The organism is Methylobacterium sp. E-045, assembly GCF_022829685.1.
Lineage (GTDB): Bacteria > Pseudomonadota > Alphaproteobacteria > Rhizobiales > Beijerinckiaceae > Methylobacterium.
In genome coordinates this window covers 24815-42647 of the sequence record NZ_JAKSYE010000083.1, presented here as the reverse complement: position 1 = coordinate 42647, position 17833 = coordinate 24815, and the positions used below count along the sequence as shown (strand labels likewise).

At 68.4% G+C, this 17833-nt stretch carries 15 protein-coding genes and 1 tRNA gene; 5 read left to right on the top strand and 11 right to left on the bottom strand.

Going from position 1 to position 17833, the window contains the following annotated elements; genetic code table 11:
- Positions 1–215 precede the first annotated feature (215 nt).
- The 5 genes from MKK51_RS13260 to MKK51_RS13240 are packed head-to-tail and all read left to right on the top strand — an operon-like array spanning position 216 to position 7535.
- Positions 216–2126, top strand: a complete 1911-nt coding sequence (locus MKK51_RS13260; protein ID WP_243977683.1) for a TonB-dependent receptor — start codon at positions 216–218, stop codon at positions 2124–2126.
- Positions 2126–3409 carry an MFS transporter gene (locus MKK51_RS13255; RefSeq protein ID WP_243977680.1) on the top strand — a complete coding sequence of 428 codons (1284 nt, stop codon included), beginning with the start codon at positions 2126–2128 and terminating at the stop codon, positions 3407–3409. Before MKK51_RS13260 ends, MKK51_RS13255 begins: the two co-directional genes overlap by 1 nt.
- Positions 3410–3428: 19 nt before the next feature.
- Positions 3429–3905, top strand: a complete 477-nt coding sequence (locus MKK51_RS13250) for a hypothetical protein (protein WP_243977678.1) — start codon at positions 3429–3431, stop codon at positions 3903–3905.
- Positions 3902–5707: an ABC transporter ATP-binding protein gene (locus MKK51_RS13245; protein ID WP_243977676.1), complete on the top strand. Its 1806-nt coding sequence runs from the start codon at positions 3902–3904 to the stop codon at positions 5705–5707. The genes MKK51_RS13250 and MKK51_RS13245 overlap by 4 nt, the downstream gene beginning before the upstream one ends.
- Positions 5691–7535, top strand: a complete 1845-nt coding sequence (locus MKK51_RS13240; protein WP_243977674.1) for an ABC transporter ATP-binding protein — start codon at positions 5691–5693, stop codon at positions 7533–7535. Before MKK51_RS13245 ends, MKK51_RS13240 begins: the two co-directional genes overlap by 17 nt.
- A gap of 507 nt (positions 7536–8042) precedes the next feature.
- Here the strand turns inward: MKK51_RS13240 and MKK51_RS13235 are convergent.
- The 11 genes from MKK51_RS13235 to MKK51_RS13185 all read right to left on the bottom strand — a co-directional run bounded on the left by MKK51_RS13235 (position 8043) and on the right by MKK51_RS13185 (position 17698).
- Positions 8043–8119 (bottom strand) — tRNA-Met (locus MKK51_RS13235).
- Between the two features lie 116 nt (positions 8120–8235).
- Positions 8236–9477, bottom strand: a complete 1242-nt coding sequence (gene trpB, locus MKK51_RS13230) for a tryptophan synthase subunit beta (RefSeq protein ID WP_243977672.1) — start codon at positions 9475–9477, stop codon at positions 8236–8238.
- A gap of 96 nt (positions 9478–9573) precedes the next feature.
- Positions 9574–10257, bottom strand: a complete 684-nt coding sequence (locus MKK51_RS13225; RefSeq protein WP_243977670.1) for a phosphoribosylanthranilate isomerase — start codon at positions 10255–10257, stop codon at positions 9574–9576.
- 13 nt (positions 10258–10270) lie between these two features.
- Positions 10271–10642: a lipopolysaccharide assembly protein LapA domain-containing protein gene (locus MKK51_RS13220; RefSeq protein ID WP_243977668.1), complete on the bottom strand. Its 372-nt coding sequence runs from the start codon at positions 10640–10642 to the stop codon at positions 10271–10273.
- A 40-nt stretch (positions 10643–10682) separates the two neighbouring features.
- Positions 10683–11003 (bottom strand): integration host factor subunit beta, encoded by a 321-nt coding sequence (ihfB, locus tag MKK51_RS13215; RefSeq protein WP_027173940.1) that lies wholly within the window; start codon positions 11001–11003, stop codon positions 10683–10685.
- A 78-nt stretch (positions 11004–11081) separates the two neighbouring features.
- Positions 11082–12062, bottom strand: a complete 981-nt coding sequence (sppA, locus tag MKK51_RS13210) for a signal peptide peptidase SppA (protein ID WP_243977666.1) — start codon at positions 12060–12062, stop codon at positions 11082–11084.
- Between the two features lie 644 nt (positions 12063–12706).
- Entirely contained in the window at positions 12707–14437 is a 1731-nt protein-coding gene (rpsA, locus tag MKK51_RS13205; RefSeq protein ID WP_227438246.1) for a 30S ribosomal protein S1, read from the bottom strand.
- A 283-nt stretch (positions 14438–14720) separates the two neighbouring features.
- The gene (locus MKK51_RS13200) at positions 14721–15299 is read right to left on the bottom strand and encodes a hypothetical protein (protein ID WP_243977665.1); all 579 of its coding nucleotides are present in this window, start codon (positions 15297–15299) and stop codon (positions 14721–14723) included.
- Positions 15300–15454: 155 nt separating this feature from the next.
- Complete coding sequence (locus MKK51_RS13195; RefSeq protein ID WP_243977663.1) at positions 15455–16165, bottom strand: DUF1013 domain-containing protein; 711 nt, start codon at positions 16163–16165, stop codon at positions 15455–15457.
- Between the two features lie 234 nt (positions 16166–16399).
- The gene (locus MKK51_RS13190) at positions 16400–17344 is read right to left on the bottom strand and encodes a ribose-phosphate pyrophosphokinase (RefSeq protein WP_019903469.1); all 945 of its coding nucleotides are present in this window, start codon (positions 17342–17344) and stop codon (positions 16400–16402) included.
- Positions 17345–17470: 126 nt separating this feature from the next.
- Positions 17471–17698 carry a DUF4170 domain-containing protein gene (locus MKK51_RS13185; protein ID WP_018043154.1) on the bottom strand — a complete coding sequence of 76 codons (228 nt, stop codon included), beginning with the start codon at positions 17696–17698 and terminating at the stop codon, positions 17471–17473.
- Positions 17699–17833 lie beyond the last annotated feature (135 nt).

Below are 17833 nucleotides of genomic sequence, written 5' to 3'. Positions count from 1 at the left end.
CAATCCAGAGGGTCGACTTAGTACCGATCGCGTCAATGCCAGCCCCGAAAGCGTTAGACAAGATCGTTCGAAGATATAATTACGACTTATCTACCTCAGAGGGCCGATCCGGCAGTCTAGAAATGCTCTTAATTAGAAATCTAAGCTCTGGATCCGCTACCATTGCAGCTCTTCTCCTTGGGTTTCCTGCCCTGGCTCAACCGGCCAGCGAAGCGGTGCAACTGGAAGAGCTTGTGGTCACCGCCAACAAGCGCGAACAACGTCTCGACAAGGTCGATGGCGCCGTCTCCGCCGTGACGGCGGCGCGGCTCGCCGACAACGACGTCCGCAACGTCAGCGACCTGCAGAAGGTCCTGCCCGGTGTCGTGATCGAGAGCCGGGGCAACCGGGCCTACGCCAACTTCACGATCCGCGGCATCTCCTCGGCGGACTTCTACAATCCGGCCGTGCAAGTCTATGTCGACGGCGTGCCGCAGGCCTCGGCCAACCTCGCGCAGGACCTGTTCGACGTGAGCCGGGTCGAACTGCTGCGGGGGCCGCAGGGCACCCTCTACGGGATGAACGCCTTCGCCGGCGTTCTCAACATCACCACCGAGAAGCCGCGCTTCAACCGCGTCGATGTCTTCGCCACGGCCGCCGACCGGCTGTTCGAGATCGGCACCGCGACCACGAGCGTGCTCGTGCCCGACACCCTGTTCCTCGATCTCGGCTTCAAGGAGCGCTACTTCACCGGCCAGATCCGCGACATCAACCGCAACCGGGACGACATCGACTGGTCGAACGGACTGAGCGGCCGGGCCGCCCTGCGCTACGCCCCGGCGGGCGGCGACTTCGACGCCAACCTCTTCGCGTCCCACGACTCGCTGCGCTCGCGCGAGGAAACCTACATCCTCGATTCCGACGTGAAGGCGCGAGCCTTCCGCTCTTCCGTCATCCCCTTCCCCTACAGTTTTCTCGGGCGCGAGGCGACGACGGCCGGGCTGACCATGAACTACCGGCTCAGCGACGTCACCTTCTCCAGCGTGACCTCGTTCCAGGGCGTCGAGCTCGACCGGCGCATCTTCGGGCAGTCCTTCCCGGAGACCTATCAGAGCCTCTATCAGGAGTTCCGCGCGGCCTACGACGCGGGCGGCCCGTTCAAGGGTGTCGCCGGAATCGCGTTCTTCGACAACGAGTTCACCCGCCGCGCCTCGGGCACTCGCAACGCCGTGGACGCGAGCAGCGTCGCCATGTTCGGCGAGGGCACCTATGCCCTGACCGACCTGCTCGACCTCACGGTCGGCGCGCGTGTCGCCTACGACTGGTCCTCGATCCGCTTCAACGGCGGCGGCTTCGGCTTCAACTTCAACAACGACGCCGACTTCACCAACTTCCAGCCGAAGATCTCGCTGGGGTATCAGGTCGATCCGACGACCCGGATCTACGCCCTCGTCTCCGAGGGCTACAAGCCGGGCGGCTTCAACCGCACGGTCGCGAGCCCGCTCGACGCCGTCGCCTACAAGCCCGAGCGGGCCTGGAACTACGAGGTCGGCGCGCGCACCGACATGCTGAACGGCATGGCGACCGTCTCGGGCGCCTTCTACCGGATCGAGTCCAGCAACCAGCAGATCTTCGCCGGGCCGGTCGGCTTCCAGGTCCTGCGCAACGCCGCGGAAGGCACGAGCACCGGCGTCGAGGTCGAGTTGACCCTGCGTCCCACCGACCGCCTGACCCTGACCGCGCAAGGATCGCTCGGCCGCTCCGAATTCTCCGACTACACCGATCCGGTCACCGGCCAGCGCATCGCCGGGGGGCGCACGCCCTACGCGCCCGACCTCGTGACCAATGTCGGCTTCCGCTACCGCATCGACCAGACGTGGATCCCGGCCCAGATGGCCCTGACCGGCGCCGCCCGGACGGTGAGCCGGACTTATTTCGATCCGAACAACGTCTTCTCGCAAGGCTCCTTCACCACCTTCGATACCGGGCTCGACTTCGCCTTCGGCGATGCATCGACCCTGCGCGTCTTCGCCAACAACCTGACCGACCGGACCTATAGAACCTACAGCTTCGCCTTCGGCCCGGCCACGCTCAGCACCATCGGGCAGCCGCGGATCGTCGGCGTCTCCTGGCGGACGCGGTTCTGATGTCGCGGGAGCGCGGGCCCGTCGCAGAGGCTCCCCTCGCCGCCGTCCTGGCGGCGGTCGGCGGCCTCTACGTCGCCCAGAGCGTCGTGACGGGGGTGACCCTGGTGGCGCTGCCCGCGATCCTGCGCGAATCCGGGCTGCCCCTCGAACGGATCGGGCTCGTCTACCTCGCGCTGCTGCCCTGGGTGCTGAAAGGCCTGTGGGCGGGCGCGGTCGAGCGCTACCGCCTGCCCCCGGCCGGGCCGCCGCGCACGCCGCGGATCGTCGCCCTCGGCACCCTGATCTCCGCTCTCGCGCTCGCCGCCTCCGCCGCGATCGGGCCGGCCTCCTTCGGGCCGCTCCTCGCCTGCCTGCTCGTCGCTGCCCTGGCCACGGCCACCGTCGACATCGCCTGCGACGGTTTCGCCGTCGAGACGCTGTCGGCGCGCCACCGCGGCTGGGGCAATGCCGCCCAGGTCGGCGGCGCCTATCTCGGCCTGTCGATCGGCGGCGCCCTGTTCCTGCTCATTACGGCGAACGCGGGCTGGACGGTCGCGGCCCTGGTCACCGCCGCGCTGATCCTCGGCCTCGGGCTGCCCTTCCTGCTGCTGGCGCCGCGCCTCGGCGCCGATGCCCGCCGCGGGCATCGCCCCGGCCTCGCTGCCGCCCTGCGCAATCCGCACATCCGCACCGGCCTCCTGCTGGTTCTGGTCTTCGACCTCGGCCTGCGTCTAGGCCAGAGCATGCTTGGCCCCTTCCTGATCGATGCGGGCCTGTCGCTGAAGGCGGTCGGCCTCATCAGCGGCCTGGGCGGCGCCGGGGTCGGGCTCCTCGGCACCCTCGTCGGCGGCGCGGCCGTGCGCCGGCTCGGATCGGCCGCGAGCGTCCGGATCGCGATCGCGGCTCAGGGCCTCGCGCTCGCCGCGCTCGCCCTGGCCGCCGCGTGGGGCCTGCGGGTCCCGGAACTGCTGGGTGCCCTGGCTCTGCTCGCCGCCGCGACCGCTGCCTTCGGCTTCGTGACCCTCTACGCGGAGTTGATGGGCTATGCCTCTCCGACACAGGCCGGCATCGACTTCACCCTGTTCCAGTGCGCCGACGCCCTGATCGCCCTGATCGCCCTGCTCGGCGGGGCGGTGAGCGGGGTACTGGCCGGCCGGCTCGGCTATCCCGCCTGCTTCGCGCTCGCCGCCTGCGCCTCCCTCGCCGCCGCCCTTGCCGCGGCGCGCCTCATCCGCCGCGCCGCCGCCGCGGGCGCCGAAGAGTGCACCACTGGGCGCGCCCCGATCGTCGGCGCCCTCCCCTGAGATCACCCCGGAGACCTGCATGACGGAAACTCCCGATCGATCCATATCGCGCGATTTCGATCTCTCCCACTGGCCCGTGGCCCGCTACCGGATGCCCGAGCACGTGCCGGATTCCGAGGCCGAGGCTCGCATCGCGGAATTCGAGGCTCTGCTCGCTCGGAACGAGCGCTTCGTCCTCGTCTTCCACGGACCGGAGATGCCGAAGGATTCCTCGCGCTTCATGAAGGCCTACCGGGCCTGGTTCAACGCCAACAAGGAGGCCCAGAAACGCCTCTGCGCCGGCGCCGTCCGGGTCGAGCCCGATCCGGGGCGCCGCAAGTCCTTCGCCGTGAAGGCGCTGTCGATGATGAACAAGCTGTTCCCGCCCTACCCTTACACCGTGGTCGGGAGCGACGCGGAAGCGCAGGCGCAGGCCATGAGCTGGCTCGCCAAGACCCAGCCCACCATGGCTCAGCCCACCAAGGCTCAACCCACCAAGACCCGGGTCGGCGGGTGAGCGGCGGCACGACGGCCGCGCAGCCTGCGGGAAGCTTGGGCAGCACCTTCCTGCGCCTCGCCGGCTTCCTGCGCACGCGGCCGAAGGCGATGGCGGCCTCGATCGCCCTCGGCCTGCTGGCCGCGCTTCTCGGCCTCGCTTGGCAGCTCGGCGTGGTCTGGCTGATCCTGGAGGCGATGGGGCCCGCGCCCGACCGCGCGCGGATGGGCTGGGCCGTCGCCTGGATCGCCGGCCTCGTGGTGGCGGGGCGGCTCGCCTTCCTCGGCTCGACCGCGCTCTCCCATGCCATCGCCATCGACGTGCAGCGCGATCTGCGCCTCGCGCTGGCCGAGCATCTCGTCCGGGTGCCGATGGCGGTCTGCGAGCGCTACGGCCCCAAGGCCCTGCGCCGGCTCGTCCTCGACGATGTCGAGAGCGTCGAGGACGGCGTCGCGCATCTCGTGCCGGAGGCCAGCGCCAACTTCACCGCGCCGCTGGTCGTGCTCGGCGTCCTGTTCGCCCTCGATTGGCGGATGGCGCTGGCCGCCGCGCTGCCGATCGTGCTCGGATTCGTCGCCATGCGATCGATGACGCGGGACTCGGCCGACATCACCCGCGCCTATTACGAGCGTAGCGCCGAGATGGCGGCGCGCGCGGCCGAGTACGCAGCCGGCCTCCCCACTCTGCGCCTGTTCGACGGGGACGGCCGCTCACTCCTCCGCTTCCGCGCCGTCAGCGACCGCTACCTCGCGGTGATCGGTGACTGGGTCCGACGGGTCCTGCTGGCAAGCGCGGTGCTGCAGGTCTGCGTCGGCTCCGGCCTGCTGCTCGTGCTCCCCCTCGGCCTGTGGCTGACGGCGCGGGGCGACCTGCCGGTGTCCCATCTCATCGTCTTCCTCGTCTTCGCACCGAGCCTCGGCGGCCTGATCACACGCCTGCCGAACTTCGCCCTCCGCTTCGCGCAGCAGGGCGAGGTGCTGAGCCGGATCGACGCCCTGCTCGCCGAGCCCCCGCTGCCGGTGGCAGACGTTCTCGCGCGTCCGGCCGAGCGGACCGTTCGCTTCGAGGACGTCGGCTTCCGCCGCGGCGACCGGAGGGTGCTCGACGGGATCGACCTCGTGCTGGAGCCCGGCACCGTCACCGCCCTCGTCGGTGCGAGCGGAGCCGGGAAGACGACGCTGGCCAACCTGCTGATGCGCTTCCACGATCCGCAGGAGGGCCGGATCACCATCGGCGGGGTCGACCTGCGCGCCATGGCGCCGGAGACGCTCTACGCCCTCGTCGGCACCGTGCCGCAACACCCCTGGCTGTTCACCGGCACGGTGGCCGAGAACCTGCGCCTCGCCGCGCCGGAGGCAACCCCGGCCGCCCTGTCCGAGGCCCTGGCGCAGGCCCGTGCCGACCGCTTCGTCGCCGGTTTGCCGGGCGGCCTCGACGCGCCGCTCGACCGGGGGGGCGCCACGCTCTCCGGCGGTGAGCGCCAGCGCCTCTGTGTCGCCCGCGCGCTCCTGCACGACGCGCCGATCCTGGTCCTCGACGAGGCGACGGCCGCGGCCGACCCGATCAACGAACGCGAGATCCAGCGCGCGCTCGGGGCGCTGGCCCGCGGCCGGACGGTGCTCGTCATCGCCCACCGCCTCGCCTCGATCGTCGATGCCGACCGGATCGTCGTGCTCGACCGGGGCCGCATCATCGAGAGCGGCGATCACCGGGCGCTGTTGGCGAAGGGCGGCCGCTACGCCCGCTACTGGGCCTTGCAGAACCCCGGCACGCCGGCGGGGAGCGCTTTGGGAGAGGAGAACGCCCATGCCGCACGCGCCTGAGCTGCCCGCCGACGAAAGCACCACTCTGGCGAGAGGGAGCGCCGAGGGGCGGGAGGCCGGAGCCCCGTCCTGGTGGCGCGACCTGACCGGCCGGATCGAGCCGCGGCTGCGCGGGCGCTACCGCGTCGGGCTGGCCCTTCTGGCAGCGGATGCGGGGCTCGCCGCCCTGCCGCTCCTGACGGCGGCCTGGGTGATCGGTGACCGTGCCGTCGGCACCTGGGAGAGCGGAAAGGCCTGGATCGCCGGGGCGAACGTGGTGGGCGCCTTCCTCGCCCGTCTCGCCGTGATGCCGGTCGGCTTCGCCCGCGGCTTCGAGTCCGGCTACCGCGCGGTTGCCGAATTGCGCCTGGCCGTGTTCGCACATCTGCGCCGCCTCGGGCTCGGCGCCCTGTCGCGGATCGGCGCGGCGAGCCTGTCCGATCTCGTCACCCACCGCTTCCGCTGGATCGAGGAGGAGGCCGGCTACGGCCTCGGCCGTCAGATCGGCCACGCGGCGCTTGCCCTGGTGCTGATCCTGGCACTCGCGAGCATCCACCTCGCCTTTCTCGCCGCCGTCGCCGCTCTCGCCGGGCTGAGCGCCCTCGCCTACCGTCGGCTCGACGGCACCTTCGCCCGGCTCGCACACGATCAGGCCAACCTCGTCGCCGAGAGCGCCGAGCGCATGGTCGAGTATCTCGCAGGCCTGCCGGTGCTGCGGGCGCTGGGGCAGGTCGGCGCGCGCGCGAGCGCCTACCGCCGGCAGGTCGAGGCGCTGCACGCCTTCTACCGCGGAACGATCGGCACGGTCGCGCCGCTGGTCAGCGCCACGCGCATCCTGCTCGATCTGGCGCTGCTCGTCCTGATCGGCGTCGCGGTCGCCCTGTTCGCGCTCGGCGCGATCGGGGCGCCGGGCCTTGCCGTCGCCCTCGTTCTGGTGCTCCTCCTGCTCACGCCTCTCGAGGCTTCCATCGGCGAGGGATTCATGCTGCGCCTCGTCGGCGACGCCCATGCGCGCGCCGCCGTGATCCTGGCACGGCCGGCCCTCGGCGAGGGCACCGAGACGCCGCGTTCGGGCGAGATCCGCTTCGAGAGCGTCCGTTTCGGCTACGATGGGGGCAACCCCGTTCTCGACGGGTTCGATCTCGTTCTTCCCCATGGCCGGGTCACCGCGGTGATCGGTCCGAGCGGGGCCGGCAAATCGACGCTTCTGTCGCTTCTCGCCCGGGCCTTCGATGTCGAGGCGGGTCGCATCACCATCGGCGGCCAGGATATCCGCGCCGTCCCCCTCGACCGGCATCTCGCCCGGCTCGGGGTCGTGCCGCAGGACGTGTTCCTGTTCGCCGACACATTCTCAGGCAACCTGCGCCTCGCCAAGCCCGAGGCGACAGAAGCGGAGTGCCGGGCGGCGGCCGACCGCGCCCGTTGCGCCGGTTTCATCGCGCAATTGCCCGAGGGCGTGGAGACCCGGCTCGGCGAGGGAGGCCGCGACCTGTCGGGCGGCGAGCGCCAGCGGGTCGCCATCGCCCGCGCCATGCTGAAGGACGCCGAGATCGTGCTCCTCGACGAGGCGACCTCCGCCCTCGACGCGGAGAGCGAGCACGGCGTCGGCGAGGGCCTGCGAACGCTCTTTCAGGGCCGGACCGTGGTCATGATCGCCCACCGGCTCCAGACCGTGGCCCAGGCCGACCATATCGTGGTCATGGAAGCGGGCCGGGTCGTCGACAACGGTGAGCCGGCCGAACTGGAGGCGCGCTGCCCTCTCTACCGCGACCTGTGGAGCGCCTATCGCGATACCGAGCGCTGGCGCCTGTCGGACACGTCGTCCGCTCCAGCGTTGGCCGAACGATAAATGGATTTTAAACGATCATGGTCGATGGCATCCACCGTCCGCTTCCGGGCAGCGGACATTGGGATCCTGAGAGCCGCCGGCGTCATTTGGAAGGAAGCCAAGAAAAAAGCTGTTCACGGGCGGTGACGACCTCATTCGTGCGATCGCCACGCTGGGTCCGAGGTGCGCTCGCGGGCTGACGAGGCGACGCTAAGTGCACCTCACAAAACTCCCGAGCACGGGCAGTCTCCCTTCTGGACCGACCGCGCGGCGGGAGTTGTGTGAGACGCTAAGCCGGGCTCAGACCGTCGAGAGTGCCATGCTGCTGGTGCACCTCGCTTTTCAACGATGTCGGTACCGGTCATTCCGGTGCCTCTCGTGTTCCATCCGTGTTGCGTGGAACAGCCTACGGCAGGTCGTAAGCCGTTGCAGAATATGAGGCTGTGTTGCACGCCGTTGCAACACGCCAGCGCACCGATCCGCGCACGAAAAAGCCCGCCAAGTCATTGACCTAGCGGGCTGAATTCATGGTAGCGAGGGAGAGATTTGAACTCCCGACACAAGGATTATGATTCCTCTGCTCTAACCAACTGAGCTACCCCGCCACAACAAAGGAACCCGCGCGGTGCGGGCGCCCCTGAAGAGATCGGCGGTATAAAGAAATCCGCCTTCGGGTGTCAACGGGGAGTTTGCGACAAGGCCGCTCCCCGTCGCGGTTTTCTCAGAGCCGGGTGCCCAGGATCTCGGCCACCTGCGGGATGTCCTTGTCGCCACGGCCCGAGAGATTGAGCACCATCAGATGCTCGGCGGGTTTCGTCGGCGCGATCTCGAACACCTTGGCGAGGGCATGGGCCGGCTCGAGGGCCGGGATGATGCCTTCCAGCATCGAGCACAGCTTGAACGCCTCCAGCGTCTCGGAATCCGTCGCCGAGAGGTAGGTGACGCGCTTGGCCTCGTGCAGCCAGGCATGTTCGGGGCCGATGCCCGGATAGTCGAGGCCCGCCGAGATCGAGTGGGCGTCGGCGATCTGGCCGTCCTCGTTCTGCAGCAGGTAGGTCCGGTTGCCGTGGAGGACGCCGGGCTTTCCGCCCGACAGGGACGCGGCGTGAAGGCCCGAGGAGATGCCGTGGCCGGCGGCCTCGACACCGTAGATCTCCACCTCGCGGTCGTCGAGGAACGGATGGAACAGGCCCATCGCGTTGGATCCGCCGCCGATGCAGGCGATGAGGGAGTCGGGCAGGCGCCCTTCCATTGCCAGCATCTGGTCCCTGGTCTCCCGGCCGATGATCGACTGGAAATCACGCACCATCGCCGGATACGGGTGCGGTCCGGCCACCGTGCCGATGCAGTAGAACGTGTCGGCGACGTTGGTGACCCAATCGCGCAGCGCCTCGTTCATGGCGTCCTTGAGGGTCTTGGTGCCGGATTCCACCGGGATCACCTCGGCCCCGAGCATCTTCATGCGGAAGACGTTGGGCGCCTGGCGCGCCACGTCGACGGCGCCCATGTAGACGACGCATTTCAGGCCGAACCGGGCGCAGAGGGTGGCGGTGGCGACCCCGTGCTGACCGGCGCCGGTCTCGGCGATGATCCGGGGCTTGCCCATGCGGCGGGCCAGCATGATCTGGCCGAGCACGTTGTTCACCTTGTGCGAGCCGGTGTGGTTCAGCTCCTCGCGCTTGAAGAAGACCTTGGCGCCGTGACCGGGGGCGGCTTTGGCGCGTAGGTGCTCGGTGATGCGCTCGGCATAGTAGAGCGGGCTCGGGCGGCCGACGTAATGGGTCAGGTGGCCGTTCATCTCCTCCTGGAAGGACGGATCGGCCTTGGCCTCCGTATAGGCCTTCTCGAGGTCGAGGATCAGCGGCATCAGCGTCTCGGCGACGAAGCGACCGCCGAAGATGCCGAAGCGGCCGCGCTCGTCCGGTCCGTTGCGGAACGAGTTCGGAGAGGGGGCGATGGTCACGGTTGTCGTCCTTCGCGTCTTAGGCCGGCGGATCGCCGCCGGGCCTGTGCGTTCGCTATGCGGTTGCGCCAATGCCTAGACCCGCGCGGGGGGCGTCTACAATGCGGCGAACGCGTCGATTTGTGAAATCGGACCCTGTTCGTAGGCCCGAACCGCCGCGATGAAGGCGGCGATGCGTTCCGGGCTCTTCTCTCCGGCCCGTGTCTCCACGCCCGAGGAGACGTCGACGGCGCGCAGGCCCGTCCGGGCGAGGGCCTTGGCGACATTTCCGGGCGCGAGACCGCCGGACAGCATGGTCCCCGCCGGCAGGTCCAATCCTGCGAGCAGATCCCAATCGAAGGCGAGGCCGTTGCCGCCGGGAAGGGCCGCGTCCGGCGGCGGCTTCGCGTCAAGAAGGATGCGGTCGGCCGCTCCATGGGCGGCGATGGCGGTCAGATCCGCGCGTGTCGAGACGCCGAGCGCCTTCATCACCGGGCGACCGCTGCGGTCGCGGATGGCCGCAACCCGCTCGGGCGTCTCGTGTCCGTGGAGCTGGATCCAATCCGGATCGACGGCACCGAGGGCCGCATCGATCAGGGCATCGTCGGGGTCCACGAGGAGGACGACCCGCTCCGCCCTGCCCTCTGCCTGTTCCGACAGGATGCGCGCCGTCTCCAGGGCGACGTGGCGCGGGCTCTTGGGGAAATGCACGAAGCCGACGAGGTCGGCCCCGGCCGAGAGCGCCGCGTCGAGCGTGCCGGGCGTGCTCAGCCCGCAGATCTTGACGCGGATGGACGGCATGACGGCGCCCGGCCTAACGCGGCGCCGGCAGCGCGACGCGGCTGTCGAGACCGGGATACCGCTCGGCCGGGGCAGGCTCGCTCGCCGCCACGCGCGACTTCAGACGCTCGGTCTCGCCTTCCAGGCGACGGATCTCGCGGCGGCGCTCGGCGCTCGTCCGCCGCGTTCCCGACTGGCCCAGCCACGTGCCGATGCCGCCGCAGAGGATGCCGATGGCGACGGAGGCGAAGATCAGGACGTAGAGCGGCAGCGGCAGGCTGAAGGCCGGCGTATCCGTCGTGAACGGATCGAAGGACAGGCGGACGACCTCCCGGTTGGCGACGGCCAGGGCGACGACCACGATCGCCACGGGAAGCAGGACCAAACCCTTGAGGAAGCGGATCATCGAGACACTCCGGTCGATGGGACGAGGCTGTGCATGGCGTTCAGGATTCCTCGTTCTCGGAGGGTTCCTCCGCGCCGATCCCGGCCTCGTTAAGTCGCTGGCGCATCTCCTTGCCCGTCTTGAACACGGGGATGGCCTTCTCGGAGACGGCAACGGGTTCACCGGTGCGCGGGTTGCGTCCCCGGCGCGCATCGCGGCGCTTCACCGAGAACGCGCCGAAGCCGCGCAGTTCCACACGGTCGCCGCGTGCCAAGGCCTCGGCGATCGTGTCGAGGATCGCCTTCACCAGGGTTTCCACGTCGCGCTGGTAGAGATGCGGGTTCTGCTCTGCGATCCTGAGCACGAGCTCCGACTTGATCATGCGGCGGTCTTCCCTGACTTCATGCGGTTCCGGCACTCCTGCGGACGTGATCCAGGCAGGCGTGGTTCGGCGTCGCCCTCAAGGCGCATCGGCGGAGCCCGGACGCCAGAGGGCGAGGAGGCCCCCCTGCGCGAGACCGGCCGTCTCGTCGCCGGCCTGACGCAGGCGCGTGGCTAGACCGCCCAGACCCAGCAGGTCGGCACCCGTGCCGAGGGCCGACCAGAGCTTGAAATCGCTCTCGGATTTCGGCTTCCAGTCGCGCACGGGCAGGCCCTTGGCGACGTTGCGCTCGGTCTCGAGCCAGGCCACCGCCTGACGCTCGCCGCCGACACCGTCCACCAGCTTCAGCGGAACGCTCTGGCGGCCGCTGAACACGCGGCCGTCGGACACGGTCGCGAGTTCCTTCTCGGAGAGCTTGCGCCGCTCGGAGACGAGGCCCTTGAACCAGGCGTAGGTGTCGCCGACGACGGCGGCCAGGGCGGCGCGGGCCTCGGGCGAGGTCGGGGTGAAGCCCGACGGCTCGGCCTTCAGCGGCGACGACTTCACCGACTCGACCTTGACGCCGACCTTGTCGAGCAGGCCGGACAGATCGGGATACTGGAACAGCACGCCGATGGACCCGACGAGGGCGGTCTCCCGCGCGACGATATGATCGGCCGCGATGGCGGCGATATAGGCGCCGGAGGCCGCCGTGCCGTCGACGAAGGCCACCATCGGCTTCTTCTCGGACAGTGCCCGCAGGTTGCGGTAGAGCTCTTCCGAGCCGGTGGTGGTGCCGCCCGGCGACGAGATCGAGACGATGACGCCCTGCACGGCGCTGGCGTCGCGCACCCGCTCGATGAGCTTGGTCGTCGATTCGCTGCCGGCGATGAAGCCACCGATGGAGATGCGGGCGATCTGCGGTTTCACGGCCGGGAAACCGAAGCCGTCATGGCCCCGGACCCGGTAGCCCACCGCACCGACGGCGACGATGAGCCCGCCGATCCCGACGACGCGCCACAGGGAGAGTTTGCGGCGCAAGCGCCGGCGATCGATCAGAAGTTCGGCGTCTGCAGCCATGCGATCGTCCCGCTCCCTTGCCTCGTCCGACCGTTGCGGCCGGCTGTTCGTTCACGGGACGCAAGGATGTACCGGTGAAGGTGCCTCCAAACGTCCCTTCGAGATGTGTTCCACACCCGCCGCCGGATTGCACCAAGCCGTTGGCAGCTCTCGTGTCCTTCCGCCGGAATGCCGATGGAGTCCGGGGTACGCGAAAGCAGGGCCGTGTTCTAGCGCCCCCTCCGGTGGACCGGCAAGAGGACTCGTCAACGGGAGGCGCGGCTTCGGCGCAAAGCCATGCGCGATGCGGGGTTTTGGGTGGGGCGCCCGGTCATCCCGGTGACGGGGCGCCGGGCAAGGCCGCGATGCTGCCGTCCTTTTCGCCGCCGCCGCTCCGGAATCCCGTCCGGCGCCGGCGATCTCCCGAACAGTGTCGTTTGCAACTCGCGCTGATTCCTTCGTCACCCGTCGGGTAAACGAAGGACCGGGAGGCAACACTCTGCGGATGGCCGCAATCCGTTCACATGCCGGGTTTTGAAACCGCCTGCTCGAGAGATGCGGTGTCGAGACAGAAAAACGCCCGCGCGGGAGGCGATCCCGCACGGGCGTTCAAGATACGGTCACCGGCTCGGAAAAGCCGGTGACCGGTCGGATCGACGCCGGACTTAGTCCTGCGCGTCGTCCTTGTCGTCGCTGGTGCGGGCCTTCTTGAAGGCGGCACCGAGGATCTCGCCGAGGGAGGCGCCGGAATCGGCGGAGCCGAACTGAGCCATCGCCTCCTTCTCCTCGGCCATTTCCAGGGCCTTGATCGAGAGCTGGACCCGACGCGCCTTGCGATCGAACTGGATCACGCGGGCATCGAACTTCTCGCCGGCGGCGAAACGCTCGGGGCGCTGATCGCCACGGTCGCGGGCGAGCTCGGCCCGGCGGATGAAGGTGGACAGGTCGGTGTCGACGATCTTCACCTCGACGCCCGAATCCTTCACTTCCAGCACTTCGCAGGTCACGATCTGACCCTTCTTGAACTCGCCGGCCTCCGTGAAGGGGTCGCCGCCGAGCTGCTTCACGCCGAGCGAGATACGCTCCTTCTCGACGTCGACGTCGAGAACCTGGGCGCGCAGCATGTCGCCCTTCTTGAACTCCTCGATGACCTGCTCGCCGGGACGGTTCCAGTCGAGATCCGACAGGTGGACCATGCCGTCGACGTCGCCGTCGAGACCGATGAACAGACCGAACTCGGTCTTGTTCTTGACCTCACCCTCGACCTCGGAGCCGACCGGATGCTGCTCGGCGAAGGCCTCCCAGGGATTCTGGAGGGTCTGCTTGAGGCCGAGCGAGATGCGGCGCTTGACGGGATCGACTTCGAGGATCTGCACTTCCACTTCCTGCGAGGTGGAGACGATCTTGCCCGGATGGACGTTCTTCTTCGTCCAAGACATCTCGGAGACGTGGATCAGGCCTTCGATGCCCGGCTCCAGCTCCACGAAGGCGCCGTAATCGGTGATGTTGGTGACACGGCCCTTGAGCTTGGCGTCGACCGGGTAGCGCTGGGCGATGCCCTCCCACGGATCGGCGAGCAGCTGCTTGATGCCGAGGGAGATGCGGTGGGTCTCGTGGTTGATCTTGATGATCTTGACCTTGACCGTCTGGCCGATGGTCACGACCTCGGACGGATGGTTCACGCGGCGCCACGCCATGTCGGTGACGTGGAGCAGGCCGTCGATGCCGCCGAGATCGACGAAGGCGCCGTACTCGGTGATGTTCTTGACGACGCCGTCGATGACCTGACCCTCTTCGAGGTTGGCCACGAGCTCGGAGCGCTGCTCGGCGCGGCTCTCCTCGAGGACGGTACGGCGCGACACGACGATGTTGCCGCGGCGGCGATCCATCTTGAGGATCTGGAACGGCTGCGGGGTGCCGAGAAGCGGGGTGACGTCGCGGACGGGACGGATGTCCACCTGCGAGCGCGGCAGGAACGCCACGGCGCCGTCGAGGTCGACGGTGTAGCCGCCCTTGACCTGGTTGAAGATCGCGCCGGTGACGCGCTCGTTGGCCTCGAAGGCCTTCTCGAGCTTGACCCAGCTCTCCTCGCGGCGTGCCTTGTCGCGCGAGATGACGGCCTCGCCCAGGGCATTCTCGATGCGGTCGACATAGACCTCGACCTCGTCGCCGACGGCGAGTTCGCCTTCGCGGCCGGGGCCGTTGAATTCCTTGAGAGCGACACGGCCTTCCGTCTTGGCGCCGATGTCGATGACGGCCACGTCCTTCTCGATCGCGACGACGCGACCCTTGACGACGGAACCTTCGGTGATCTCGTGCTCGAGGAAGCTCTCCTCGAGGAGAGCCGCGAAGTCGTCGCGGCTCGGGTTACGCTGCAGGGCGTTACCAGCGGTCATTCTATCTCCTGACAGGCCTCATGGTCGAGGCCGGCGTCGGCGGTTCGTGTGACGGGGCACCCTCGGCGATCGCCGCCCGCGGACCCCTGGAGGACCCGACGGGCTCACCCCCCGCAGGAGGGCCGACGCAATCTGGAACGATGGTCGAGGGCCATTCCCCAACGGGTCGATGGCGGGACGAAAAGCCCGCGCACAGTCGAATCCGAATGGAGGACGGCGCTGCCATAACCGATCGCGTCCGTTTCGGCAACAGAACCCTTGCGATCACCGGCGTTCGATGGGCTCAAGCGAGCATCCAGCGCGGCGTATCGGCGTGGCGCAGCCAGATCGCGGAGGCGACCGAGAGCGCCTCGATCGGCATCTCCACATCGCCGCGGCCCTTGTCCCAGAGCTCAATTCCGGAAAAGCCGACCTTGCGGATCGTCAGCCACGCGCCGAAAGGGAAGGTCGCATCGGTGCCCTGGCCGGGACCGAAACACTCCTCGAAGGCCAGGGGATCGATCATCATCTGATCGTATTTCCGAAGGTGCTCCGCCATGGAGACCTTGGACCGGAACAGGATGCGGTCGCGGATGTGGGACGAGAAACACGGCTCGTATTCCGTGAGCGTCATCCGGAGCTTGCCCCCGATGCGCAGATAGGGCGGGTTCGGGCCGGCCTCGCTGAAGTTGAGCGGGCTCCAGCCCTCCTCGTTCATCAGGGACTCGGCCAGGGTCACGGGTTCTGATGCCGCCAGTCGCGGATCGGCGTGGTGAGCCGCCGTGTCGGGGGCAGCTCCCGCGGTCAGGATGTCGGGCCCGATCGCGCGGCCGCCCGGTTCGCACTCCGCCACGTCGTGTGCCGTTTCGTGAGAGGCCATCATTCGCCCCGTAAAAGTCTCCTCGGCAATCGAGGGCGATCAATATTGCGCATTTTCTTATGCTTGGCGATCATGCGGCGCACCAAGACGACAAAGGCGCCGCAACAACGGCGCCTCTGGTCTGATGTCTGTCGGCTGGCGGACGTTCGACGCGACGACTACTCCTCGTCTTCGTCCTCGGTGCTGCGCATGCCCTTGAGCTTGGCGAAGACCGAATCCGCGTTGAGCTTCTCGTCGCGCTCGTTGCGGTGATGCGCGTCGGCTTCCTCGAAATTGCCGGCCGTGGAGACCTCGGTGGGCAGCAGGGTCGCGCCGGCATCGGTCGGCAGGACCGCCGGCCGGTCCTTGGCGGCGCGCTGGACCTCGAAGTCGAGGTCGATCTGCGTGCAGAGGCCGAGGGTCACCGGGTCCATCGGCTGCAGCGAGCCTGAATTCCAATGGGTCCGCTCGCGGATCTGCTGGATCGTCGATTTGGTGGTGCCGACGAGGCGGATGACCTGCGCGTCCTTGAGTTCGGGATGGTTGCGCAGCAGCCAGAGGATGGCGTTCGGCCGATCCTGGCGGCGCGACAGCGGGGTGTAGCGCGGCCCCTTGGTGGTGCGCTTGACCTCGGGCAGCTTCACCTTCGAGACGGCGACCTTGAGCTTGTAGTTGGGGGCCTTCTGCGCCTTCTCGATCTCGTCGCGGGTAAGCTGCCCGGTGGTGATCGGGTCGAGCCCCTTGATCCCGGCGGCGACTTCGCCATCGGCGATGCCCTTCACTTCGAGGGGATGCAGCTTGCAGAAATCGGCGATCTGTTCGAAGGCGAGGGACGTGTTCTCGACCAGCCAGACGGCGGTCGCCTTCGGCATCAGCGGACCTTGGGACATGCTCTGTGGCTCCGACGTTGGCGGGGGAACGGGCGGCGCCGGGCATCGGTCCGCAGGCTCCGGATCAATCGATCCGGAAGTCCCGTCTCACGCTCTCAAAAGGGGATGAGCGTATATAGGCGGCGGCCGAAGGGCGCGCAATTGCCTTCACGTCCGGTCATCGATGATGGACAGTCGGATATGCCGGATCTCCCCCGGCGATTCGCAGCTGTGCGGCGGGGTCGCCGTCGATCGTCAGACGAACAGGCTCGAGACGCTCGATTCCGTCGCGGTCCGGCCGATGGCCTCGCCCAGCAGCGGGGCGATGGTGGCGACGCGGATGTTGCGGGCGAGCTTGACCGCCTGCGTCGGCTGGATCGAATCGGTGATCACCAATTCCTTCATCCGCGAGGCGGCGATGCGGGAGACCGCGCCGCCCGAGAGCACCCCGTGGGTGATGTAGGCCGACACGTCCTTGGCGCCGGCGTTCAGGAGGGCCTCGGCGGCGTTCACCAGGGTGCCGCCGGAATCGACGATGTCGTCGACGAGGATGCAGGACCGGCCCTCGACCTCGCCGATGATGTTCATGACCTCCGATTCGCCGGGCCGCTCGCGGCGCTTGTCGACGATGGCGAGAGTCGCGTCGATGCGCTTGGCGATGGCGCGGGCGCGGACCACGCCGCCGACGTCGGGGGAGACCACCATCCACTCCTTCGGGTCGAGGCGCTCCTTGATGTCGCGCACGATCACCGGGGCGGCGAAGAGGTTGTCGGTGGGAATGTCGAAGAAGCCCTGGATCTGTCCCGCGTGGAGATCGAGGGTCATCACCCGGTCGGCGCCGGCCTCGGTAATGAGGTTGGCCACGAGCTTGGCCGAAATTGGGGTGCGGCCGGAGGTGCGCCGGTCCTGCCGGGCATAGCCGAAATAGGGGATCACCGCCGTGATGCGCCGCGCCGAGGAGCGCCGCGCCGCATCGATCATGATGAGGAGCTCCATCAGGTGATCGTTGGCGGGGAAGGACGTCGACTGCACGATGAAGACGTCCTCGCCGCGGACATTCTCCTGCAGCTCGACGAAGATCTCCATGTCCGCGAAGCGGCGGACCATGCACTTGGCCAGGGGAAGCTCGAGATAGGCGGAGATCGCCTCCGCCAGCGGACGGCTGGCATTTCCAGCGATGATCTTGATCGAGGACTTCATGCCGCCGTCTTCATCTCACGATTCCTGTGCCGCGCCGGATTCCGGCCCCTCGGCGCGGCACCCCTTACAGGCCCCGCCCCGGTGTCACAATGCCTTCACCGATCATGCCGGGCTGCCCTGCACAGATCATGGCTCCAGCAGGCGATGGAGATGGACGATGAAATAGCGCGTCTGGGCGCTGTCGACGGTGGCCTGCGCCTTGGATTTCCAGGCGCTTTGAGCGGAGGCATAGTCTGGAAAGATTCCGACGATGTCGAGCCCCTTCACATCGCGGAAGTTGATGCCTTCGAGGTTCTCGAGCTCGCCGCCGAAGACGAGGTGCAGCTTCTGTCCGCTGTCGATCGTGGTGGTCATCGTCTCTCCTTGGCAGGCTGTGGGGCCGCTGGCACGGCGCAGGATCGAGGGTGCGGGGCCAACATGCGGCGCCGCGCTGTAGCGGTGTTCGAGACGCGAAGCGAGATGCCGCGCGTCGTCAAGCATCCGCCGCGC